Here is a 19,262-nt window from a genome sequence, read left to right on the forward strand (position 1 = left end):
TCAGCGATGCTGGCAGGCGGCCAGTTCTCCAGGCGCATGCCCAGAGACAAACCACGAGACGCCAACACGTCTTTAATCTCGGTAAGAGACTTTTTACCCAGGTTGGGAGTCTTCAGCAGCTCCACCTCGGTACGCTGTACCAGATCACCAATGTAATGGATCGCTTCTGCCTTCAGACAGTTCGCAGAACGAACTGTCAGTTCCAGATCGTCGACAGGACGCAGCAGGATAGGATCGAACTCAGGCTTGTCTTCTTTCTCTTCCGGCTCGCTGACGTCACGCAGATCCACGAAGGCTTCCAGCTGTTCGGCCATGATAGTGGCCGCGCGGCGGATGGCTTCTTCCGGATCCAGGGTGCCGTTGGTCTCCATGTCGATAACCAGCTTGTCCAGGTCGGTACGCTGTTCAACACGGGCCGCCTCTACATTGTAGGCGATACGAACCACGGGGCTGTACGCCGCATCCAGCAGCAGGCGGCCAATCGGACGCTCGTCGTCTTCGGTGTGGGCACGGGCGGAGGCAGGTACATAGCCCCGGCCACGCTGCACCTTAAGACGCATGCTGATGTCGGCGTCGTCCCCTGTCAGATGACAGATGACGTGCTCTGGGTTAACGATCTCGACGTCATCACCATGGGTGATGTCGCCTGCAGTTACGGGACCTGCACCAGTTTTGGTCAGTGACAGGGTAACTTCGTCCTTGCCTTCCAGCTTGATAGCAACCTCTTTGAGGTTGAGCAGGATTTCCAGAATATCTTCCTGGATACCTTCCTTGCTGCTGTACTCGTGCAGTACACCGTCGAGTTCAACTTCGGTGATGGCACAGCCCGGCATGGAAGAAAGCAGAATACGACGCAGCGCATTACCCAATGTATGACCAAAGCCACGCTCCAGCGGCTCGAGAGTCACTTTGGCATGAGTCTGGCTGACTTGTTCAATATCAACCAGACGCGGCTTAAGAAAATCTGTTACAGAACCCTGCATTGTGTCCTCTCTTAGAAGCCAGCTTTACTTGGAGTAAAGCTCGACGATCAGCTGTTCGTTAATCTCGGCAGACAGGTCGCTACGCTCAGGCAGGCGCTTGTAGGTGCCTTGCATGTTGGTAGCGTCAACTTCTACCCAAGTCGGCTTTTCACGTTGACCGGACAGCTCCAGGGAAGCTTTGATCCGGGCTTGCTTCTTGGCCTTCTCGCGAACGCTGACAACGTCTTCGGGAGAAACTTGGAAGGAAGGAATGTTAACAACCTGACCGTTTACCAGGATGGCCTTGTGGCTCACCAGCTGGCGAGACTCGGCGCGGGTAGCACCAAAGCCCATGCGGTATACGACGTTGTCCAGACGACCTTCCAGCAGCTGCAGCAGGTTCTCACCAGTGTTGCCTTTCAGGCGCGCAGCTTCTTTGTAGTAGTTGCGGAATTGCTTTTCCAGCACGCCGTAGATACGACGAACTTTCTGCTTTTCACGCAGCTGTACACCGTAGTCAGACAGACGGGGCTTGCGAGCGCCGTGCTGACCGGGTGCGGTATCAATTTTACACTTTGAATCAATCGCGCGAACACCTGACTTCAGGAAGAGGTCAGTGCCCTCACGACGGCTCAGTTTGAGCTTGGGACCCAGATATCTTGCCATGTTCTTTCTCCAACTATCCTACAAGAAACGTTATACGCGGCGTTTCTTGGGAGGACGACAACCGTTGTGCGGGATGGGAGTCACATCGGTGATGTTGGTGATGCGGAAACCTGCCGCATTCAACGCACGGATGGATGACTCGCGGCCCGGACCCGGACCTTTAACCATTACTTCCAGGTTCTTCACACCGTATTCCTTGGCAATTTCACCGGCGCGCTCGGCAGCTACCTGAGCCGCGAACGGGGTGGACTTGCGGGAACCACGGAAACCTGAACCACCGGCAGTTGCCCAAGACAGAGCGTTACCCTGACGGTCAGTGATGGTTACGATGGTGTTGTTGAAAGAAGCATGAACGTGGGCGATACCGTCGCTCACCTGCTTTTTGACGCGCTTACGAGCGCTACGAGCCGGAGTTTTAGCCATGATCTACCTTCCCGTTATTTCTTGATCGGTTTACGAGGACCTTTGCGCGTACGCGCGTTGGTCTTGGTGCGCTGACCGCGAACGGGGAGGCTGCGACGATGACGCAGGCCACGGTAACAACCCAGGTCCATCAGACGCTTGATGTTCATGGAAACTTCGCGACGCAGGTCACCTTCAACGGTGAACTTGGCCACTTGCTCACGCAGAGATTCTACCTGAGCTTCATCCAATTCTTTAATTTTCACATTCTCGGCGATACCGGCTGCGGCACAAATGGCCTTGGAGCGGGTACGACCGACGCCATAAATAGCGGTCAAAGCGATGACGGCATGTTTATGGTCAGGAATGTTAATGCCAGCGATACGGGCCACTATGCACTCCTACATATTAACGAATAAAAAGCCATTACAAAGCCCGTCGAGGATACGTAATGGCTGAACTTTCACCTAACGAAGGTGGCTGGCTACTTTAGCCAGCCTGCCTTCAATTTTCAAGCTAAACCGTAACTTTTTTAACCTTAACCCTGGCGCTGCTTGTGCTTGGGGTCAGAGGTGCAGATCACGCGGATCACGCCGTGACGCTTGATGATCTTGCAGTTACGGCAAATAGCCTTAACGGAAGCACGGACTTTCATTGCTTAACTCCGTAAATAACCGAACCTTAACGGTTGTAACCCTTCAGGTTCGCTTTTCTCAGGACATCGCCATACTGATGAGACATCATGTGGGTTTGCACCTGAGCCATGAAATCCATGATGACGACCACAATAATTAACAGCGAGGTTCCGCCAAAGTAAAACTGGACGTTCCAGGCTGTCATCAGGAACTGTGGAACCAGACAGATAAAGGTAATGTACAGGGCACCGACCAGGGTCAGGCGAGTCATTACTTTATCAATGTAGCGCGCTGTCTGTTCACCCGGGCGAATACCCGGAATGAAGGCACCGCTCTTCTTCAGGTTGTCTGCCGTCTCGCGCGGATTAAACACCAGCGCGGTATAGAAGAAACAGAAGAAGATGATGGCAGCGGCATACAACATTACGTACAGCGGCTGGCCGGGTTGCAGCGTGAGCGAGAGCTCCTGCAGCAGGTTGGCAAACCACCCTTCGCCCTGACCGAACCAAGAGGCCACGGTACCCGGGAAAAGAATAATGCTGGATGCAAAAATCGCTGGAATAACCCCCGCCATGTTCACTTTCAGGGGCAGGTGTGTACTCTGTGCCGCGAACACCTGGCGGCCCTGTTGACGCTTGGCATAGTTCACCACAATGCGGCGTTGGCCACGCTCAACAAACACCACGAAATAGGTCACGGCAAACACGATCACGGCCAGCAGCAACAGCAACAGAATGTGCAATTCCCCCTGACGCGCCTGCTCTGCCGTGGCACCGATGGCCGAAGGCAGACCGGCAACAATACCCGTGAAAATAATCAACGAGATACCATTACCAATGCCCCGCTCGGTAATCTGCTCACCCAACCACATCAAAAACATGGTACCGGTGACCAGGCTCACCACTGCCGTAAAGTAGAAAGCGAGCCCTGGGTTTATCACCAGGCCCGGCATCATGTTCGGCAGACCGGTGGCAATACCGATGGCCTGAATGGTGCCCAGAACCAGCGTGCCATACCGGGTATACTGACTGATTTTGCGGCGGCCCGCTTCACCTTCCTTCTTGAGCTCGGCCAAGGGAGGGTGAACCACAGTCAGCAGCTGGATGATAATGGACGCAGAAATATACGGCATTATCCCCAGCGCCAGTATGGACGCTCGTTCCAGAGCGCCACCACTGAACATGTTGAACATTTCAATGATGGTGCCCTGTTGTTGCTGGAACAAGTCGGCAAGTACGGCGGCGTCAATACCAGGAATAGGCACATAGGAGCCGGCGCGGAACACGACAATCGCGATCAGAACGAAAAGCAGACGGCTTTTCAGTTCACTCAGCCCGCCCTGTGCGTTTTTAGCTTCTAATCCTGGTTTCTTGGCCATAGTACTTATTATTCCTCGATTTTTCCGCCGGCGGCTTCAATGGCAGCACGGGCACCTTTGGTGACACCCAGGCCGACCACAGTCACTTGACGGTCAATGGTACCGGACAGAACGACCTTGGCAAACTGGATGTTCTTGGTCAGAACGCCAGCCTGCTTCAGGGTGTTCAGATCCACCACGTCGCCTTCAACTTTCGCCAGTTCACTCAGACGGACTTCGGCACTGACCAGAGACTTGCGCGAAGTAAAACCAAACTTCGGCAGACGCTGTTTCAGCGGCATCTGACCGCCTTCAAAACCATTGCGAACCTTACCACCGGAACGGGACTTTTGACCCTTGTGGCCGCGGCCGCCGGTCTTGCCCAGACCGGAACCGATACCACGGCCTACGCGCTTGGCGGAAGGCTTGGAGCCGGCGGCAGGAGACAGAGTATTCAAACGCATGCGATTACTCCTCTACCTTAACCATGTAGTAAACCTGATTGATCATACCGCGTACGCAAGCTGTGTCTTCCAGCTCAACGGTGTGACCAATGCGACGCAGACCGAGGCCACGCAGCGTTGCCTTGTGCTTAGGCAGACGGCCGATGGAGCTACGAGTCTGAGTAACTTTTACAGTCTTGTTAGCCATGGCGCATTACCCCAGAATTTCGTCAACGCTCAGACCACGCTTGGCAGCGACCTGCTCGGGCGACTTCATATGAGCCAGAGCGTCGATGGTAGCGCGAACTACGTTGTTCGGGTTGGTGGAACCGTAGGTCTTGGCCAGCACGTTGTGCACGCCAGCCACTTCCAGAACGGCGCGCATGGCGCCACCGGCGATGATACCGGTACCCTCGGAAGCGGGCTGCATGTACACGTTGGAGCCAGAGTGACGACCCTTGACCGGGTGGAACAGGGTGCCGTTGTTCAGGCCAACGGTACACATGTTACGACGAGCCTGTTCCATCGCCTTTTGAATGGCGGCGGGTACTTCACGGGCCTTGCCGTAACCAAAACCAACGCGACCGTTACCGTCACCTACCACTGTCAGTGCAGTGAAGGAGAAGATACGACCACCTTTTACCACTTTTGATACACGGTTTACTGCAATGAGCTTTTCCTGCAGTTCACCGGCTTGAGCTTCGATTTTTGCCATTTTCGACTCCACCCTTAGAACTGAAGACCAGCTTCACGGGCAGCAGCAGCCAGAGCGGCTACACGACCGTGATATTGGAAACCGGAACGGTCAAAAGCGACCTCTTTAACACCTTTCTCGAGCGCACGCTCAGCGATGATTTTACCGATCAGCGCGGCGGCATCGATGTTACCGGTGTACTTCACCTGTTCGCGAACAGACTTCTCGACGGTAGACGCGGAAGCCAGAACAGCGGTGCTGTTCGGTGCAATAACCTGGGCATAGATGTGGCGCGGAGTACGGTGAACCACCAGGCGAGTAGCACCCAGTTCCAGCATCTTTTTGCGTGCTTTAGTAGCACGGCGGATACGAGCTGCTTTTTTGTCCATAGTGTTACCTTACTTCTTCTTAGCCTCTTTGCTGCGAACCTGTTCACCAAAGTAGCGAACACCCTTGCCCTTGTAGGGCTCCGGCTTGCGGTACGCACGAATGTTGGCAGCAACCTGGCCGATCAGCTGCTTGTCGGCAGACTTGAGAACGATCTCAGTCTGGGACGGACATTCAGCGGATACACCTTCAGGCAGCGCATGCTCAACCGGATGAGAGAAACCCAGAGACAGGGCAACGGCGTTGCCTTTCATCTGAGCACGATAGCCCACACCAACCAGCTGCAGCTTACGCTCGAAGCCTTGGGTAACACCGATAACCATGTTGTTGACCAGAGCACGGGCGGTACCGGCCTGGGCATTGGCGCCGGCCACGTTTTCGCGCGGGGCAAAGGTCAACTGGTTGTCGTTCTGGCTGATTTCAACAGCAGCATTGAGGGTACGATTCAGCGTACCTTTGCCGCCCTTGATGGTAATTTCCTGACCGTTCAACGTCACTTCTACGCCGGCAGGAATTTCGATAGGTGCCTTAGCAACGCGAGACATATCTACTCCTTAAGCAACGTAGCAGATGATCTCACCACCCATACCGGCTTTACGCGCGGCACGGTCGGTCATCACACCTTGAGACGTGGAAACGATGGCCACACCCATGCCGGCCATTACTTTCGGCAGCTCGTCGCGCTTCTTGTAGATGCGCAGACCGGGGCGGCTTACACGCTGCAGCAGTTCAACCACGGGGGCGTCCTGGAAATACTTCAGAGTAACTTCCAGTTCGGCCTTGGTGTCACCGGATACAGCGTAGTCAGTGATATAACCTTCTTCTTTCAGGACCTTGGCAATCGCTACCTTGACCTTGGAGGAAGGCATGGAGACAGCAACTTTGTTGGCTGCCTGACCGTTGCGGATGCGGGTCAGCATATCCGCGATCGGATCTTGCATGCTCATTGTGTATTACTCCCGTGTTCGCTTACCAAGAAGCCTTCTTCAGGCCCGGAATTTCACCCTTCATCATCAGTTCGCGCACCTTGATGCGGCTCAGGCCGAACTTCCGCAGGAAACCATGCGGACGACCAGTGATGTTGCAGCGGTTACGCTGACGAGAGGGGCTTGCGTCACGGGGCAGTTGCTGCAGCTTGAGCACCGCATCCCAACGGTCTTCATCAGAAGTCTTAACGTCGGAAATGATGTCTTTCAGTGCCTGACGCTTGACTGCGTATTTGGCAGCCAGCTTTGCGCGCTTGACTTCGCGAGCTTTCATTGATTGTTTTGCCATAACCCTACACCTTACTTACGGAATGGGAAGTCAAAGGCAGCCAGCAGAGCACGACCTTCTTCGTCTGACTGGGCAGTGGTAGTGATGGTGATATCCAGACCACGTACACGATCTACCTTGTCATAATCGATTTCAGGGAAAATGATTTGCTCACGCACGCCCATGGAGTAGTTACCACGACCATCGAACGACTTAGGGTTCAGGCCACGGAAGTCACGAATCCGGGGAATAGAGATGCAAATCAGACGCTCCAGGAACTCCCACATACGCTCGCCGCGCAGAGTTACTTTACAACCAATGGGGTAGCCTTCACGGATTTTGAAGCCAGCAACGGATTTACGAGCTTTGGTGACCAGCGGCTTTTGACCGGAAATGGCAGCCAGATCGGCAGCAGCATTATCCAGGATCTTTTTATCAGCCAGCGCTTCACCCACACCCATGTTCAGGGTGATTTTCTCAATCCGAGGGACTTGCATGATAGACTTGTACCCGAACTGGCTCATCAGTTCTTTTACTACATTTTCGTTGTAGTAATCATGCAGTTTCGCCATCGTATACTCCAATTACTTCACAAGTTCGCCGGTGGATTTGAAGAAACGGACTTTCTTGCCGTCTTCAATCCGGAAACCTACGCGGTCAGCCTTGCCAGAGGCAGAGTTGAACAGCGCTACGTTAGAAACGTCAATCGGTGCTTCCAGGTCGATAATACCGCCAGCCTGACCCAGTTGGGGCACGGGCTTCTGGTGCTTCTTGACCATGTTGATACCAGAGACGATTACCTTACCTTCCTCGGTCAGGACCTTGGTGACAGTGCCACGCTTGCCCTTGTCCTTGCCGGTAAGAATGATGACTTCGTCATCGCGACGGATTTTTGCTGCCATCGTTGACTCCTTACAGTACTTCCGGTGCCAGTGAAACAATCTTCATGAACTTCTCAGAACGAAGCTCACGAGTCACCGGGCCAAAAATACGAGTACCGATCGGCTGGTGATTGTTGTTAAGAATCACGGCCGCATTACGGTCGAAACGGATGACAGAGCCGTCCGGACGACGAACGCCTTTACGGGTGCGAACGACCACCGCGTTCATTACATCACCTTTTTTAACCTTACCGCGCGGAATTGCTTCCTTGACGGTAACTTTGATGATGTCGCCGATGCCGGCGTAACGGCGGTGCGAACCACCCAGGACCTTAATACACATTACGCTGCGCGCGCCGGAGTTGTCGGCCACGTCCAGCATACTTTGCATTTGGATCATGTTAGTGCTCCGCTAAAATTACTACGTTAAAACCCCTTTCAGGGCATGTTGGCTGCCAAAGAAGGCGCGGCATTATAGCACCGCCAAATGCGAAAGGGTAGCGTAAAAAACAAACGGCCCATCGCTGGGCCGTTTGACCGGGTTAGTATATCAGAGAACGTTAGGCCTTGACCGGACGCTCAATGATTTTTACCAGGGTCCAGGACTTGGTCTTGGACAGAGGACGGCATTCGCGAATGGTCACGACGTCGCCGGCCTTGCACTCGTTGTTCTCGTCATGAACGTGCAGTTTGGTAGTACGCTTGATGTACTTCCCGTAGATCGGGTGTTTCACGAAGCGGTTGATAGCCACAGTGATGGACTTGTCCATCTTGTCGCTGACTACACGGCCCTGCAGAGTACGAATGTTTTGTTCGCTCATCTTAGGCACCTGCCTTTTCATTCAGAACAGTCTTCACACGCGCGATGTCGCGACGTACCGTTTTGAGGTTGTGAGTCTGAGCCAGCTGGCCAGTGCTCGCTTGCATGCGCAGGTTGAACTGTTCGCGCAGCAGACCCAGCAGTTCCTGGTTCAGCTCTTCAACACTCTTCTCACGCAGATCTTGTGCTTTCATCACATCACCGTCCGAGTTACAAAAGTGGTTCTAACGGGCAGTTTGGCAGCAGCCAGGGCGAAGGCTTCGCGAGCCAGCGCTTCCGGTACACCATCCATTTCGTACAGAACACGACCCGGCTGGATCTGTGCTACCCAGTACTCCACGTTACCCTTACCTTTACCCATACGTACTTCCAGGGGCTTTTCGGTAATCGGCTTGTCCGGGAAGATACGGATCCAGATCTTGCCTTGACGCTTGACGTGACGAGTCATGGCACGACGCGCTGCTTCGATCTGACGAGCAGTGATACGTCCACGAGTGGTCGCTTTCAGACCAAAGGAACCAAAGGATACCTGGTTGCCTGAGGTCGCCACACCGCGGTTACGGCCTTTGTGGACTTTACGGAATTTCGTACGTTTTGGTTGCAACATGTCCGAGTCTCCTTACTTACCGCGGCCTTTGCGCTTGGGCTTGGACGGGGCTTGCGGCTCCTGGGCAACGGCTTGCAGGCCGCCCAGTACCTCACCCTTGAAGATCCAAACCTTTACGCCGATGATGCCGTAAGTGGTAGATGCTTCAGAAGTTGCGTAGTCGATGTCGGCACGCAGGGTGTGCAGAGGCACACGACCTTCACGGTACCATTCGGTACGCGCGATTTCAGCGCCGCCCAGACGACCGCTCACTTCTACCTTGATGCCCTTGGCGCCAATGCGCATGGCGTTCTGAACCGCGCGCTTCATGGCACGACGGAACATTACGCGACGCTCCAGCTGGGAAGCGATAGAATCGGCAACCAGCTGACCGTCGAGCTCAGGCTTACGCACTTCGGAAATGTTGATCTGAGCAGGTACGCCAGCCAGTTTGGCGACGTGCTTGCGCAGTTTTTCAACGTCTTCGCCTTTCTTGCCGATCACCACGCCGGGACGAGCAGTGTGAATGGTCACACGGATGCTCTTGGCCGGACGCTCGATCACGACGCGAGAAACGGAGGCGTTCTTCAGTTCCTTGTTCAGGAACTGACGTACCTGAAAATCGCTGTGCAGGTTGTCAGCGAAGTCCTTGGTATTCGCAAACCAGGTCGAATTAAAAGGCTTGGTGATACCTAAGCGAATACCATTCGGGTGTACTTTCTGGCCCATTGCTTGTCTCCTAGCCTCTTAGCGGTCGGACACAACCACAGTGATGTGGCTGGTACGCTTCATGATACGGTCCGCGCGGCCCTTGGCACGAGGACGAATACGCTTCATGGTGGGACCTTCGTCAACGAAGATCTTGGTCACCTTCAGCTCATCGATATCCGCACCTTCGTTGTGCTCGGCATTAGCAATGGCAGATTCCAGTACCTTCTTGACCAGAACGGCAGCCTTTTTCGGGCTGAACGCCAGGACATTCAGTGCCTTGTCTACGGACAAGCCGCGAACTTGATCGGCTACCAGGCGCGCCTTCTGGGCAGAAGTACGAGCAAAGCGGTGTTTAGCTATAGCTTCCATCTTTTACCCCTTAACGCTTCTTGGCCTTCTTATCAGCGACATGGCCGCGATAAGTACGAGTCGGTGCAAATTCACCCAGCTTGTGACCGATCATTTCATCGGAAACGTAGACAGGTACGTGCTGACGACCATTATGGACAGCGATGGTCAAACCGATCATGTTCGGAATGATCATTGAACGACGGGACCAGGTTTTAATTGGCTTTTTATCCCCGCTTTCCACCGCTTTCTCTACCTTCTTCAGCAAGTGCAGGTCGATAAACGGACCTTTCTTGAGAGAACGTGGCATGGTGATACCTCTAAAAAACTATTACTTGTTACGGTGACGTACCACGAACTTGTCGGTACGCTTGTTTTTACGGGTTTTGGCGCCCTTAGTCGGTTTACCCCAGGGGGTAACCGGGTGACGGCCACCAGAGGTACGACCTTCACCACCACCGTGCGGGTGGTCTACCGGGTTCATCGCCACACCACGTACGGTCGGGCGAACACCACGCCAGCGCTGTGCACCGGCTTTACCCAGCTGACGCAGCATGTGCTCAGCGTTGCCCACTTCACCCAGGGTGGCACGGCACTCGGCCAGCACCTTGCGTACTTCGCCGGAGCGCAGACGCAGGGTCACGTAGTTGCCTTCGCGAGCCAGGATCTGGGCGTAAGTACCGGCGGAACGGGCGATCTGCGCGCCTTTGCCAGGCTTCATTTCAATCGCGTGAACGGTAGAGCCCACGGGAATGTTGCGCATCGGCAGGCAGTTGCCGGCCTTGATCGGAGCAGCGTCACCGGACAGCAGCTGGTCGCCGGCCTGAACGCCTTTCGGGGCCAGGATGTAACGACGCTCACCGTCTGCGTACAGCACCAGGGCGATGTTGGCAGAGCGGTTCGGATCATACTCAAGACGCTCAACCTTGGCCGGAATACCGTCCTTGTTGCGCTTGAAGTCGATGATACGGTAGTGCTGCTTGTGACCACCACCGATATGACGGGTGGTGATGCGACCGTTGTTGTTGCGGCCACCAGACTTGGACTTTTTGTCCAGCAGGGCTGCAAACGGCTTGCCTTTGTACAGTTCCGGGTTGCTTACCTTGACCACATGACGGCGACCCGGAGAAGTAGGCTTACATTTTACGATTGCCATTGTTAATTACTCCTCTCTTACTCGGCGCCGCCGATGAAGTCGATGTCCTGACCTTCTTTCAGGGTCACGTAGGCCTTTTTCCAGTCGGAACGTTGGCCAACACGCATACCGGTACGCTTGGTTTTACCCTTGACCAGCAGAGTGCGAACATCTTTTACTTCAACTTCGAACAGCTTCTCGACCGCCGCCTTTACTTCGGCTTTGGTAGCATCCTTGGCAACCTTGAACACGATAGTGTTGGTCTTTTCGGCAACCATGGTGCTTTTTTCAGAGATATGCGGCGCCTTCAGAACTTTCAGAATACGCTCTTCACGGATCATGCCAGCATCTCCTCGATTTGCTTAACTGCGTCGGCAGTTACCAGTACCTTGTCGAACGCGATCAGAGAAACCGGGTCGATACCGGCCACGTCACGCACGTCAACCTTGTACAGGTTGCGAGCGGCCAGGAACAGGTTCTCGTCCACTTCGCCAGTCACGATCAGAACGTCGTTCAGATCCCACTGCTTCAGCTTGGCAACCAGCTCTTTGGTCTTCGGCGCTTCCACACCGAACTTCTCTACCACGATCAGACGCTCTTGACGTACCAGCTCGGAGAGGATGCTCTTGATGGCACCACGGTACATCTTCTTGTTGACCTTCTGGCTGTGATCTTGCGGTTTGGCCGCGAAAGTCACACCACCGGAACGCCAAATCGGAGAGCGGATGGTACCGGCACGGGCCCGGCCGGTGCCCTTCTGGCGCCACGGCTTCTTGCCGCCGCCGGACACTTCGGAACGGGTCTTCTGAGCACGAGTACCTTGACGAGCACCGGCGGCATAGGCCACAACAACCTGATGCACCAGAGCTTCGTTGAACTCACGCCCGAAGGTAGTTTCGGAAACTTCAAGAGCGCCTTGCGCGTCTTTCATTACCAATTCCATTACTATCTCCTCAGACGTTACGCTTTAACGGCAGGTTTAACGATGACGTTGCCGTTAGTCGCACCCGGGACTGCACCTTTGATGAGCAGCAGGTTACGATCAACATCAACGCGAACCACTTCCAGGTTCTGAGTGGTTACCCGCTCAGCACCCATGTGACCGGCCATTTTCTTGCCCTTGAACACGCGACCCGGAGTCTGGTTCTGACCAATAGAACCCGGAGCGCGGTGAGACAGAGAGTTGCCGTGAGTCATGTCCTGAGTGCGGAAGTTCCAGCGCTTAACAGCACCAGCGAAACCCTTACCCTTGGAAGTACCGGTAACGTCTACTTTCTTGACATCAGCAAAGATGTCGACTTTCAGCTCGGCACCAACTTCGATGCTGTCGCCTTCGCCTTCACCCAGGCGGAATTCCCACAGACCGCGACCTGCTTCCACACCGGCTTTGGCGAAGTGGCCAGCTTCCGGTTTGGTGATGCGGTTCGCTTTCTTGGTGCCAGCGGTCACCTGGATGGCAGCATAGCCATCCTGTTCCAGTGTTTTCACCTGGGTAACACGGTTGGCATCTACTTCGATAACGGTGACCGGGATGGACACGCCGTCTTCGGTGAAGACACGGGTCATACCCAGCTTACGACCTACTAGACCGATTGCCATTGATAAAACCTCTTTCCGTTATTAGCCCAGGCTGATCTGGACGTCGACGCCAGCAGCCAGATCCAGACGCATCAGCGCATCGACAGTTTTGTCGGTGGGCTCAACGATGTCGACCAGACGCTTGTGAGTACGAATTTCGTACTGATCACGTGCATCTTTGTTCACGTGTGGAGATACCAGTACGGTGTAGCGCTCTTTGCGAGTCGGCAGCGGGATAGGACCGCGAACCTGGGCGCCGGTGCGCTTGGCAGTTTCTACGATCTCCGCAGTAGACTGGTCGATCAGACGGTGATCGAACGCCTTCAGGCGGATACGAATTCTTTGGTTCTGCATTACCAGAGCTCCAATTGGATAAAGAACATAAAATCAGCACCGCCTGCTCTTTTAGGTAAAAGAGGGGGTGTGATTTAACAACGGTGCCCACCATATCGGGGGCCTGTAAGAGCCAGGAGCTACCTGGCATGAACCTTTCGGCTCGCTCGGTAAAGTTAACCAAGCGAGCGGCATTATACGGAATTGGCGCAGGCTTGCAAGTCCGGGCCGTTATTTTTTAACCAGCCGCTGCGTGAGGGGGTAAGGGGTAAGGGGTAAGGGGTAAGGGGTAAGGGGTAAGGGGTAAGGGGTAAGGGGTAAGGGGTAAGGGGTAAGGGGTAAGGGGTAAGGGGTAAGGCGTCAGGAGTGAGGCGTGAGGTGACTGGAGTGGCCCAGACAAGATCAAAAAAGAGCCCTGGCGGGCTCTTCCTGAGGTATGGCGCTGTCTTGCGAATTACTTGCGGGCCTTGAGGTGCTGCTCGGCGTTGGCCAGGGCCACTTCCACCTGTTTCGGGGCCACCCCACCCAGGGCACAGCGGCTGGCCAGGCTGGACTCCAGGGTCAGGCGCGGGTAGACGTCGTCTTCAATCACATCGCTGAACTGTTTGAAGTCTGCCAGCGGCAGCGCTTCCATCGGCAGCTTCTTGCCGATGGCGTGTACCACGATAGCACCCACGATGTGGTGCGCTTCCCGGAACGGAATGCCCTTGGACACCAGGTAATCGGCCATTTCGGTGGCGTTGGAATAGCCGCCCTGGGCCGCTTCCCGGGTCTTGTCTTCATTGACCTTGAGGTCATGCAGCACCATTTCGGCCATTTCCAGGCAGTCGTACCAGGTGTCGAGGGCGTCGAACAGGCCTTCCTTGTCTTCCTGCATGTCCTTGTTGTAGGCCAGGGGCAGGGCCTTCAGGGTCATCATCATGCCGGCATAGGCGCCGAACACCCGGCCGGTCTTGCCGCGGATCAGCTCCAGGGCGTCCGGGTTCTTCTTCTGGGGCATCAGCGAGGAGCCGGAGGTCACGGCATCGGACAGCTCGAGGAAACCCGCTTCACCGGAGTTGTAGAAGATCAGATCTTCGGCAAAGCGCGACAGGTGCATCATGGAGTTCACGGCACAGTTGATCAGCTCCAGCACGTGGTCCCGGTCGGAAACGGAGTCCAGGCTGTTGCGGGTGGGGCCGGCAAAGCCGAGAGACACAGCCAGCGCATGGCGGTCTACCGGAAAACCGGTACCGGCCAGGGCACCAGAGCCCAGCGGGCAGGTATCCATGCGAGCAGCGGCATCCTGTAGCCGGGTGTAATCCCGCTCCAGCATTTCCACGTAGGCGAGGCACCAGTGGGAAAAGGTCACCGGCTGGGCGCGCTGCAGGTGAGTGTAACCGGGCAGCACGGTCCCCTGCTGCTCCCGGGCCACGGCCACCAGCTGCTGTTGCAGGGCGTCGATCTTTTCCAGCAATTGCGGCACCTGCGCCTTGCACCACAGCTTGAGATCGGTGGCCACCTGATCGTTGCGGCTGCGGCCGGTGTGCAGCTTCTTGCCCAGATCGCCCACGGCGGCGATCAGCTCCCCTTCCACCCAGGAGTGAATGTCTTCGGCGTCGGACTGGAGAATTTGCTCTGGATCGGCCACTACCCGCGCTTTAAGATCGTTCAGCGCCTGTTCCAGCCGCTGCTGCTCATCGGCGGTCAGTACCCCTACCTTGGCCAGCGCCTGGGACCAGGCCACGGAGCCGACGATGTCCTGCTCCGCCAGCCGGTAATCAAAACGCAGCGAGTCGTTGAACTGCTTGAAGCGGGTATCTGCGGCCTGAGTAAAACGTCCACCCCAAAGTGCCATAATTTTGTTACTCCTATAAACAAAGCTGGAAACAAAGCCGTAAGCTTTAAGCTATCAGCGCCCCAAGTGGCTGATGATTATTGACTTCCGTCTGCCGGTCCGGCGTCGCTGTAAAAACGGTGAATATAACGTGTTTTTTCTTACAGCTGACAGCTTATAGCTTACAACTCGGAAAAAGGGGGCCGAAGCCCCCTTTTTATCGGTGTTTACTTCTGCTGGGCCTTGAGCGCCTTGATGCGGCTGGCCAGCGAGTACAGACGAATAAAGCCTTCGGCGTGGCTCTGGTCGTACACCTCGTCTTCGCCAAAGGTGGCGAACTCTTCGGAGTACAGGCTGTTGGGCGACTGCTTCTGAATGGCAGTCACCTGGCCCTTGTACATCTTCAGTACCACTTCACCGGACACGTCCTCGGCAATGGCTTCGGCAGAGGCCAGCAGCGCCTTGCACAGCGGGGTGAACCAGCGGCCGTCGTACACCAGGTGGGAGAACTCGGCGCCCACGCGCTCGCGCCAGGCGCGGGTCGGCTTGTCCAGCACCAGCTCTTCAATGGCGCGCAGGGCGGCCATCATGACGGTACCACCGGGAGTTTCATAGCAACCGCGGGACTTCATGCCCACCAGACGGTTTTCCACGATGTCGACCCGGCCCACGCCGTGCTTGGCGGCACGCTCGTTCAGGTGGACCAGCACCTGGTACGGGGTCATGGCCTTGCCGTCCACGGCCACGATGCGGCCTTGCTCAACGGTCAGAGACACGGTCTCGGCCTTGTCGGGCGCCTGCTCGGGCGACACGGTCCAGGTCCAGGCCTGCTCGGAGGGCTCGTTCCAGGTGCTTTCCAGCTCGCCACCTTCGGTGGAGATGTGCCAGGCGTTGGCGTCACGAGAATAGATCTTGGTGGCGCTGGCGGTGGTCTTGATGTTGCGCTCTGCCAGGTAATCCAGCAGGTCTTCACGGCTGCGCATGTCCCAGATCCGCCACGGGGCGATCACCGCCAGTTGCGGGGCCAGGGCCGCCACGGCGCCTTCAAAACGCACCTGGTCGTTGCCCTTGCCGGTACAACCGTGGGAGATGGCGTCGGCGCCTTCGGCCAGGGCCACTTCCACCATCGCCTTGGCGATCACCGGACGGGCCATGGAGGTACCCAGCAGGTAGGTGCCTTCGTAGATGGCGCCGGTGGTCAGGGTGGGGTAAACGTAGTCGTTGACGAATTCGTCTTTCAGATCGGCCACAATGCACTTGGAGGCGCCGGAGGCGATGGCCTTTTCTTCCACGCCTTCCAGGTCTTCCGCGCCCTGGCCCACATCGGCCACAAAGGCCACCACTTCACAGCCTTCGTAGTTCTCTTTCAGCCACGGAATGATGGCGGAAGTGTCCAGGCCGCCGGAATAGGCCAGCACGATCTTTTTGAATTGGCTCATTAACAATTATCCCTTCATCAGTGTCAGCAGCACGGCGTTCTGGGCGTGCATGCGGTTTTCGGCTTGGTCGAGGATCAGGGAGGCAGGGCCGTCCATGACCTCGGAAGTAATTTCCCACTCCCTGTGGGCGGGCTGGCAATGCAGCACCTTGGAGGCTCCGGTTTTGTCGAGCAGGGCCTGGTTGATCTGGTACGGCATGTAGATCTCCTTCACCTGCTCCAGCGGCGTATTATCACCCATGGAAACCCAGGTGTCTGTATAGATCACATCCACGCCTTCGATATCGTCCAGGCTATCGGTCACTCGAATCTTGGCGCCGCTGACGGCCGCCAGGGCCTCGGCTTCCTTCAGGATCTGGGCATCCACATTATGGCCGCGAGGGCTCACGGCGGTGACGGTGGTGCCCAGAATGGCGCCGCCCAGCAACAACGAGTTGGTCACGTTGTTGCCCTCGCCCACATAGGCCAGGTGCACCTTGCTCAGATCATCGAAGTGCTCGGAAATGGTCAGAAAATCCGCCAGTGCCTGACAGGGGTGATAGAGGTTGCACAGGGAGTTGATCACCGGCACGGTGGCGTGCTCGGTCATTTCCACCAGGGTCTGGTGGTCATACACCCGGGCCACAATGGCATCGCACCAGCGGGACAGGTTGGCGGCGAAGTCCTGCACGGTTTCCCGCTTGCCCATGGCGCCGTTCTGGCTGTCCAGGTAGACGGCATGGCCGCCCAGCTTGTTGACGCCGATATCAAAGGTCACCCGGGTACGCAGCGACGGCTTTTCAAACAGGGTCACCACGCTCTTGCCCTTGAGGGCATCGGCATACTTGGCCGGATTGGCCTTGACGTCTTTGGCCAGTTCGAGGATTTGCTCGATTTGCGCCTTGCTGTAGTCCTTCAGGCTCAGTAAATGCTGCATGGGACCTTCCTTAGTGAGAAATACGGGTGCCGTGCTCGGACTCGCCGGCCAGCAGCGACAGCAGCTGCTCCGGGTAACGCCAGCTGCCCACGGCCACCGGCTTGCCCAGGGTCTTGGTGGCTTTGAGCGCCGCCTTCACCTTGACCGCCATGCCGTCCTTGATGATGTTCTTTTCCATCAGCTCATTGGCCTCGGCCTCGGTCAGATGGGCAATGCGCTGGCCCTTGCCATCGAGAATGCCGCTGACGTCGGACAGCATCACCAGCTCGGCTTCCAGAATTTCAGCAATGGCAGTAGCGGCCTGATCGGCGTTCACGTTCATCAGCTTGCCGTCAAAGGTAATGCCGATGGAGCTGACGATGGGCAGAAAACCACCGGCCAGCAGCGAGCTCACCAGGGTGGCGTCGCCGCCTTCAATCTGGCCCACGGCGCCCAGCTCGGGATCCAGCTGGCTGACCCGACACAGGCCGCCATCGGCCAGGCACAGGCCCACGGAGGGGATCTCATGGGCAATGGCCTGGGCCAGCAGCAGCTTGTTGGCGGTGCCGGCCAGGGCGCCGGCGATCACCGGGATCTGCTCAAAGGGGGTCACCCGCAGGCCGTTTTTCTTGGTGGAGGTCAGCCCCATGGCCTTGAGCTGGTTGTCCACCAGCACGCCGCCGCCGTGCACCAGCACCAGCGGACGGTTGGATTCATTAATAAAGGTCTTGAGGGTGGAAAACAGGGCTTCCAGCGCCTTGTCGCTTTCCAGCAGGGTGCCACCCAGCTTGATCACCAACGGTTGTTGCACGGACATCGTTTGTTACTCCTTGACCAGACCCGCCAGCGGCGAGAATCCCTGATGAATGTTGATGCACTGAATGGCCTGACTGGCGGCGCCCTTCAGCAGGTTGTCGATGGCCGACACCACGATCAGCTGGTCGCCGTCCCGGCTCCAGTGCAGATCGCAGAAGGGGGTGCCGGCCACGTCGTTGATCTGGGGCCACTGCCCTGCCAGCCGCACGATGTGCTGGCCGTTGTAAGCCTGCTGATAGGCGGCGGCGATTTGCTCGTCGCTCACGCCGTCCTTCAGCTGTACATAAATGGTGGCCAGAATGCCGCGGATAAAGTTGCCCAGGTGCGGCTGGAACACCACCTGGCAGCCCAGGTGATGGCTGATCTCGGGCTGGTGGCGGTGGCTGAACACGCCGTAAGGCTTGAGGCTGACCTCGCAAAAACTGTTGGCCATGCTGGCCTTGCGGCCGGCGCCACTGACCCCGGACACGGCGCTGATGATGGGCTTGCGACTGTCGTCGAGCAGTCCGGCCGCCTGCAATGGCTTGAGCGCACTCAATGACGCGGTGGGATAACAGCCGGGCACGGCAATCAGCTTCGCGGCCCGAATGGCGTCCTGGTTCCACTCCGCCAGCCCGTAGGCGGCATCGGCCAGCCAGTCGGCGTGCTGGTGGGCAAAGCCGTAAAACTGATCGTAGAAGCCCTCCCCCGGTACCCGGAAGGCACCGGACAGGTCAAACACCGGCAGGCCCTTGGCCAGAAAACCCGGTGCCAGGTCGTGACTCACTTCATGGGCGGTGGCCAGCAGCACCAGATCCGCCTCGGTGTGAATGCGGCTGATGGCCTCGTCATCCAGCGGCAGCAAGGGAGCCTCAATCACGCCGCGCCAGCGGGGGTGAAGGCTGGCAAACGGCTTGTGGGCGTCCTGACTGCCCTCGGACACATAGAGTCCGGCCAGGGTCAGGTTGGGATGGCCTTGGATCAGTCCGGCCAGCTCGGCGCCGGTATAACCACTGGCACCTATGATTGCAGCTTTCAACATGGTCGTGTCCGTAGTCTCGATTCAGCTTGTTATAAATAAGCAGGCATCAGCCTAGCGTGTTTGCAGGGCCTGTGTCACCCTGAG

General features: G+C 56.7%; 32 protein-coding genes (1 of these 32 only partly in view). All 32 read right to left on the reverse strand.

Annotated elements, in window-relative coordinates; genetic code table 11:
- Window positions 1–983, reverse strand: the 5' portion of a protein-coding gene (gene rpoA / locus GU3_RS00845) for a DNA-directed RNA polymerase subunit alpha (protein WP_014290659.1). 7 nt of this gene lie to the left of the window's left edge; the window shows 983 of its 990 coding nt (coding positions 1–983); its start codon is at window positions 981–983; its stop codon lies off the left edge, out of view.
- Between the two features lie 24 nt (window positions 984–1,007).
- Window positions 1,008–1,628 carry a 30S ribosomal protein S4 gene (gene rpsD, locus GU3_RS00850; RefSeq protein WP_014290660.1) on the reverse strand — a complete coding sequence of 207 codons (621 nt, stop codon included), beginning with the start codon at window positions 1,626–1,628 and terminating at the stop codon, window positions 1,008–1,010.
- Between the two features lie 30 nt (window positions 1,629–1,658).
- On the reverse strand, window positions 1,659–2,051 hold the full coding sequence (gene rpsK, locus GU3_RS00855; RefSeq protein ID WP_014290661.1) for a 30S ribosomal protein S11: 393 nt from the start codon (window positions 2,049–2,051) through the stop codon (window positions 1,659–1,661).
- 14 nt (window positions 2,052–2,065) lie between these two features.
- Window positions 2,066–2,422, reverse strand: a complete 357-nt coding sequence (gene rpsM / locus GU3_RS00860; protein WP_014290662.1) for a 30S ribosomal protein S13 — start codon at window positions 2,420–2,422, stop codon at window positions 2,066–2,068.
- A 146-nt stretch (window positions 2,423–2,568) separates the two neighbouring features.
- Window positions 2,569–2,685, reverse strand: a complete 117-nt coding sequence (gene rpmJ, locus GU3_RS00865; protein ID WP_014290663.1) for a 50S ribosomal protein L36 — start codon at window positions 2,683–2,685, stop codon at window positions 2,569–2,571.
- A gap of 26 nt (window positions 2,686–2,711) precedes the next feature.
- A complete protein-coding gene (gene secY, locus GU3_RS00870; protein WP_014290664.1) occupies window positions 2,712–4,043 on the reverse strand; it encodes a preprotein translocase subunit SecY in 1,332 nt (443 codons plus the stop codon).
- 8 nt (window positions 4,044–4,051) lie between these two features.
- Complete coding sequence (gene rplO, locus GU3_RS00875; RefSeq protein WP_014290665.1) at window positions 4,052–4,486, reverse strand: 50S ribosomal protein L15; 435 nt, start codon at window positions 4,484–4,486, stop codon at window positions 4,052–4,054.
- Between the two features lie 4 nt (window positions 4,487–4,490).
- A complete protein-coding gene (rpmD, locus tag GU3_RS00880; protein ID WP_014290666.1) occupies window positions 4,491–4,673 on the reverse strand; it encodes a 50S ribosomal protein L30 in 183 nt (60 codons plus the stop codon).
- A gap of 6 nt (window positions 4,674–4,679) precedes the next feature.
- Complete coding sequence (gene rpsE, locus GU3_RS00885) at window positions 4,680–5,180, reverse strand: 30S ribosomal protein S5 (protein ID WP_014290667.1); 501 nt, start codon at window positions 5,178–5,180, stop codon at window positions 4,680–4,682.
- Between the two features lie 14 nt (window positions 5,181–5,194).
- Window positions 5,195–5,548, reverse strand: coding sequence for a 50S ribosomal protein L18 (gene rplR / locus GU3_RS00890; RefSeq protein WP_014290668.1), 354 nt, complete (start codon window positions 5,546–5,548; stop codon window positions 5,195–5,197).
- A 9-nt stretch (window positions 5,549–5,557) separates the two neighbouring features.
- The gene (rplF, locus tag GU3_RS00895) at window positions 5,558–6,091 is read right to left on the reverse strand and encodes a 50S ribosomal protein L6 (protein WP_014290669.1); all 534 of its coding nucleotides are present in this window, start codon (window positions 6,089–6,091) and stop codon (window positions 5,558–5,560) included.
- Between the two features lie 9 nt (window positions 6,092–6,100).
- A complete protein-coding gene (gene rpsH, locus GU3_RS00900) occupies window positions 6,101–6,493 on the reverse strand; it encodes a 30S ribosomal protein S8 (protein WP_014290670.1) in 393 nt (130 codons plus the stop codon).
- A 22-nt stretch (window positions 6,494–6,515) separates the two neighbouring features.
- Window positions 6,516–6,821: a 30S ribosomal protein S14 gene (rpsN, locus tag GU3_RS00905; protein ID WP_014290671.1), complete on the reverse strand. Its 306-nt coding sequence runs from the start codon at window positions 6,819–6,821 to the stop codon at window positions 6,516–6,518.
- A gap of 11 nt (window positions 6,822–6,832) precedes the next feature.
- Window positions 6,833–7,372 carry a 50S ribosomal protein L5 gene (rplE, locus tag GU3_RS00910; RefSeq protein WP_014290672.1) on the reverse strand — a complete coding sequence of 180 codons (540 nt, stop codon included), beginning with the start codon at window positions 7,370–7,372 and terminating at the stop codon, window positions 6,833–6,835.
- 12 nt (window positions 7,373–7,384) lie between these two features.
- Window positions 7,385–7,702, reverse strand: coding sequence for a 50S ribosomal protein L24 (rplX, locus tag GU3_RS00915; RefSeq protein ID WP_014290673.1), 318 nt, complete (start codon window positions 7,700–7,702; stop codon window positions 7,385–7,387).
- Window positions 7,703–7,712: 10 nt separating this feature from the next.
- Entirely contained in the window at window positions 7,713–8,081 is a 369-nt protein-coding gene (rplN, locus tag GU3_RS00920) for a 50S ribosomal protein L14 (protein WP_014290674.1), read from the reverse strand.
- A 160-nt stretch (window positions 8,082–8,241) separates the two neighbouring features.
- Window positions 8,242–8,502, reverse strand: coding sequence for a 30S ribosomal protein S17 (gene rpsQ / locus GU3_RS00925; protein ID WP_014290675.1), 261 nt, complete (start codon window positions 8,500–8,502; stop codon window positions 8,242–8,244).
- 1 nt (window position 8,503) lies between these two features.
- Complete coding sequence (gene rpmC / locus GU3_RS00930; protein ID WP_014290676.1) at window positions 8,504–8,695, reverse strand: 50S ribosomal protein L29; 192 nt, start codon at window positions 8,693–8,695, stop codon at window positions 8,504–8,506.
- Entirely contained in the window at window positions 8,695–9,108 is a 414-nt protein-coding gene (gene rplP, locus GU3_RS00935; protein ID WP_014290677.1) for a 50S ribosomal protein L16, read from the reverse strand. The genes rpmC and rplP overlap by 1 nt, the downstream gene beginning before the upstream one ends.
- Before the next feature lie 12 nt (window positions 9,109–9,120).
- Entirely contained in the window at window positions 9,121–9,816 is a 696-nt protein-coding gene (gene rpsC, locus GU3_RS00940; RefSeq protein ID WP_014290678.1) for a 30S ribosomal protein S3, read from the reverse strand.
- Between the two features lie 18 nt (window positions 9,817–9,834).
- Window positions 9,835–10,167 carry a 50S ribosomal protein L22 gene (rplV, locus tag GU3_RS00945; protein WP_014290679.1) on the reverse strand — a complete coding sequence of 111 codons (333 nt, stop codon included), beginning with the start codon at window positions 10,165–10,167 and terminating at the stop codon, window positions 9,835–9,837.
- A 10-nt stretch (window positions 10,168–10,177) separates the two neighbouring features.
- The gene (gene rpsS, locus GU3_RS00950; protein WP_014290680.1) at window positions 10,178–10,456 is read right to left on the reverse strand and encodes a 30S ribosomal protein S19; all 279 of its coding nucleotides are present in this window, start codon (window positions 10,454–10,456) and stop codon (window positions 10,178–10,180) included.
- A 21-nt stretch (window positions 10,457–10,477) separates the two neighbouring features.
- On the reverse strand, window positions 10,478–11,302 hold the full coding sequence (gene rplB, locus GU3_RS00955) for a 50S ribosomal protein L2 (protein ID WP_014290681.1): 825 nt from the start codon (window positions 11,300–11,302) through the stop codon (window positions 10,478–10,480).
- A gap of 17 nt (window positions 11,303–11,319) precedes the next feature.
- Complete coding sequence (gene rplW, locus GU3_RS00960) at window positions 11,320–11,622, reverse strand: 50S ribosomal protein L23 (RefSeq protein WP_014290682.1); 303 nt, start codon at window positions 11,620–11,622, stop codon at window positions 11,320–11,322.
- Complete coding sequence (rplD, locus tag GU3_RS00965; RefSeq protein WP_014290683.1) at window positions 11,619–12,224, reverse strand: 50S ribosomal protein L4; 606 nt, start codon at window positions 12,222–12,224, stop codon at window positions 11,619–11,621. The genes rplW and rplD overlap by 4 nt, the downstream gene beginning before the upstream one ends.
- Before the next feature lie 17 nt (window positions 12,225–12,241).
- A complete protein-coding gene (gene rplC / locus GU3_RS00970; protein ID WP_014290684.1) occupies window positions 12,242–12,880 on the reverse strand; it encodes a 50S ribosomal protein L3 in 639 nt (212 codons plus the stop codon).
- A gap of 21 nt (window positions 12,881–12,901) precedes the next feature.
- Window positions 12,902–13,213: a 30S ribosomal protein S10 gene (gene rpsJ, locus GU3_RS00975; RefSeq protein ID WP_014290685.1), complete on the reverse strand. Its 312-nt coding sequence runs from the start codon at window positions 13,211–13,213 to the stop codon at window positions 12,902–12,904.
- Window positions 13,214–13,646: 433 nt separating this feature from the next.
- A complete protein-coding gene (gene argH / locus GU3_RS00980; RefSeq protein ID WP_014290686.1) occupies window positions 13,647–15,029 on the reverse strand; it encodes an argininosuccinate lyase in 1,383 nt (460 codons plus the stop codon).
- Between the two features lie 206 nt (window positions 15,030–15,235).
- Window positions 15,236–16,447 (reverse strand): argininosuccinate synthase, encoded by a 1,212-nt coding sequence (locus GU3_RS00985; protein ID WP_014290687.1) that lies wholly within the window; start codon window positions 16,445–16,447, stop codon window positions 15,236–15,238.
- A gap of 6 nt (window positions 16,448–16,453) precedes the next feature.
- The gene (locus GU3_RS00990; protein ID WP_014290688.1) at window positions 16,454–17,362 is read right to left on the reverse strand and encodes an ornithine carbamoyltransferase; all 909 of its coding nucleotides are present in this window, start codon (window positions 17,360–17,362) and stop codon (window positions 16,454–16,456) included.
- A gap of 10 nt (window positions 17,363–17,372) precedes the next feature.
- Complete coding sequence (gene argB, locus GU3_RS00995) at window positions 17,373–18,158, reverse strand: acetylglutamate kinase (RefSeq protein WP_014290689.1); 786 nt, start codon at window positions 18,156–18,158, stop codon at window positions 17,373–17,375.
- 6 nt (window positions 18,159–18,164) lie between these two features.
- Window positions 18,165–19,178: an N-acetyl-gamma-glutamyl-phosphate reductase gene (argC, locus tag GU3_RS01000; RefSeq protein ID WP_014290690.1), complete on the reverse strand. Its 1,014-nt coding sequence runs from the start codon at window positions 19,176–19,178 to the stop codon at window positions 18,165–18,167.
- Window positions 19,179–19,262: the final 84 nt, after the last annotated feature.

The sequence above is a fragment of the Oceanimonas sp. GK1 genome, from assembly GCF_000243075.1.
GTDB lineage: Bacteria > Pseudomonadota > Gammaproteobacteria > Enterobacterales > Aeromonadaceae > Oceanimonas.

What these genes read in the sequence shown, in the direction of transcription:
- rplD (WP_014290683.1), bottom strand. Translation starts at nt 12,224, where the DNA reads ATGGAATTGGTAATGAAAGACGCGCAAGGCGCTCTTGAAGTTTCCGAA.
- rplC (WP_014290684.1), bottom strand. Translation starts at nt 12,880, where the DNA reads ATGGCAATCGGTCTAGTAGGTCGTAAGCTGGGTATGACCCGTGTCTTC.
- argC (WP_014290690.1), bottom strand. Translation starts at nt 19,178, where the DNA reads ATGTTGAAAGCTGCAATCATAGGTGCCAGTGGTTATACCGGCGCCGAG.
- rplR (WP_014290668.1), bottom strand. Translation starts at nt 5,548, where the DNA reads ATGGACAAAAAAGCAGCTCGTATCCGCCGTGCTACTAAAGCACGCAAA.
- rplN (WP_014290674.1), bottom strand. Translation starts at nt 8,081, where the DNA reads ATGATCCAAATGCAAAGTATGCTGGACGTGGCCGACAACTCCGGCGCG.
- rpsE (WP_014290667.1), bottom strand. Translation starts at nt 5,180, where the DNA reads ATGGCAAAAATCGAAGCTCAAGCCGGTGAACTGCAGGAAAAGCTCATT.
- rplB (WP_014290681.1), bottom strand. Translation starts at nt 11,302, where the DNA reads ATGGCAATCGTAAAATGTAAGCCTACTTCTCCGGGTCGCCGTCATGTG.
- rpsN (WP_014290671.1), bottom strand. Translation starts at nt 6,821, where the DNA reads ATGGCAAAACAATCAATGAAAGCTCGCGAAGTCAAGCGCGCAAAGCTG.
- argH (WP_014290686.1), bottom strand. Translation starts at nt 15,029, where the DNA reads ATGGCACTTTGGGGTGGACGTTTTACTCAGGCCGCAGATACCCGCTTC.
- rpsH (WP_014290670.1), bottom strand. Translation starts at nt 6,493, where the DNA reads ATGAGCATGCAAGATCCGATCGCGGATATGCTGACCCGCATCCGCAAC.
- rplW (WP_014290682.1), bottom strand. Translation starts at nt 11,622, where the DNA reads ATGATCCGTGAAGAGCGTATTCTGAAAGTTCTGAAGGCGCCGCATATC.
- rpmD (WP_014290666.1), bottom strand. Translation starts at nt 4,673, where the DNA reads ATGGCTAACAAGACTGTAAAAGTTACTCAGACTCGTAGCTCCATCGGC.
- rpsC (WP_014290678.1), bottom strand. Translation starts at nt 9,816, where the DNA reads ATGGGCCAGAAAGTACACCCGAATGGTATTCGCTTAGGTATCACCAAG.
- rplO (WP_014290665.1), bottom strand. Translation starts at nt 4,486, where the DNA reads ATGCGTTTGAATACTCTGTCTCCTGCCGCCGGCTCCAAGCCTTCCGCC.
- rplX (WP_014290673.1), bottom strand. Translation starts at nt 7,702, where the DNA reads ATGGCAGCAAAAATCCGTCGCGATGACGAAGTCATCATTCTTACCGGC.
- GU3_RS00985 (WP_014290687.1), bottom strand. Translation starts at nt 16,447, where the DNA reads ATGAGCCAATTCAAAAAGATCGTGCTGGCCTATTCCGGCGGCCTGGAC.
- rplV (WP_014290679.1), bottom strand. Translation starts at nt 10,167, where the DNA reads ATGGAAGCTATAGCTAAACACCGCTTTGCTCGTACTTCTGCCCAGAAG.
- rpsD (WP_014290660.1), bottom strand. Translation starts at nt 1,628, where the DNA reads ATGGCAAGATATCTGGGTCCCAAGCTCAAACTGAGCCGTCGTGAGGGC.
- rplF (WP_014290669.1), bottom strand. Translation starts at nt 6,091, where the DNA reads ATGTCTCGCGTTGCTAAGGCACCTATCGAAATTCCTGCCGGCGTAGAA.
- rpsQ (WP_014290675.1), bottom strand. Translation starts at nt 8,502, where the DNA reads ATGAGCGAACAAAACATTCGTACTCTGCAGGGCCGTGTAGTCAGCGAC.
- rplE (WP_014290672.1), bottom strand. Translation starts at nt 7,372, where the DNA reads ATGGCGAAACTGCATGATTACTACAACGAAAATGTAGTAAAAGAACTG.
- secY (WP_014290664.1), bottom strand. Translation starts at nt 4,043, where the DNA reads ATGGCCAAGAAACCAGGATTAGAAGCTAAAAACGCACAGGGCGGGCTG.
- rpmC (WP_014290676.1), bottom strand. Translation starts at nt 8,695, where the DNA reads ATGAAAGCACAAGATCTGCGTGAGAAGAGTGTTGAAGAGCTGAACCAG.
- rpsJ (WP_014290685.1), bottom strand. Translation starts at nt 13,213, where the DNA reads ATGCAGAACCAAAGAATTCGTATCCGCCTGAAGGCGTTCGATCACCGT.
- rplP (WP_014290677.1), bottom strand. Translation starts at nt 9,108, where the DNA reads ATGTTGCAACCAAAACGTACGAAATTCCGTAAAGTCCACAAAGGCCGT.
- rpsK (WP_014290661.1), bottom strand. Translation starts at nt 2,051, where the DNA reads ATGGCTAAAACTCCGGCTCGTAGCGCTCGTAAGCGCGTCAAAAAGCAG.
- argB (WP_014290689.1), bottom strand. Translation starts at nt 18,158, where the DNA reads ATGTCCGTGCAACAACCGTTGGTGATCAAGCTGGGTGGCACCCTGCTG.
- rpmJ (WP_014290663.1), bottom strand. Translation starts at nt 2,685, where the DNA reads ATGAAAGTCCGTGCTTCCGTTAAGGCTATTTGCCGTAACTGCAAGATC.
- rpsS (WP_014290680.1), bottom strand. Translation starts at nt 10,456, where the DNA reads ATGCCACGTTCTCTCAAGAAAGGTCCGTTTATCGACCTGCACTTGCTG.
- GU3_RS00990 (WP_014290688.1), bottom strand. Translation starts at nt 17,362, where the DNA reads ATGCAGCATTTACTGAGCCTGAAGGACTACAGCAAGGCGCAAATCGAG.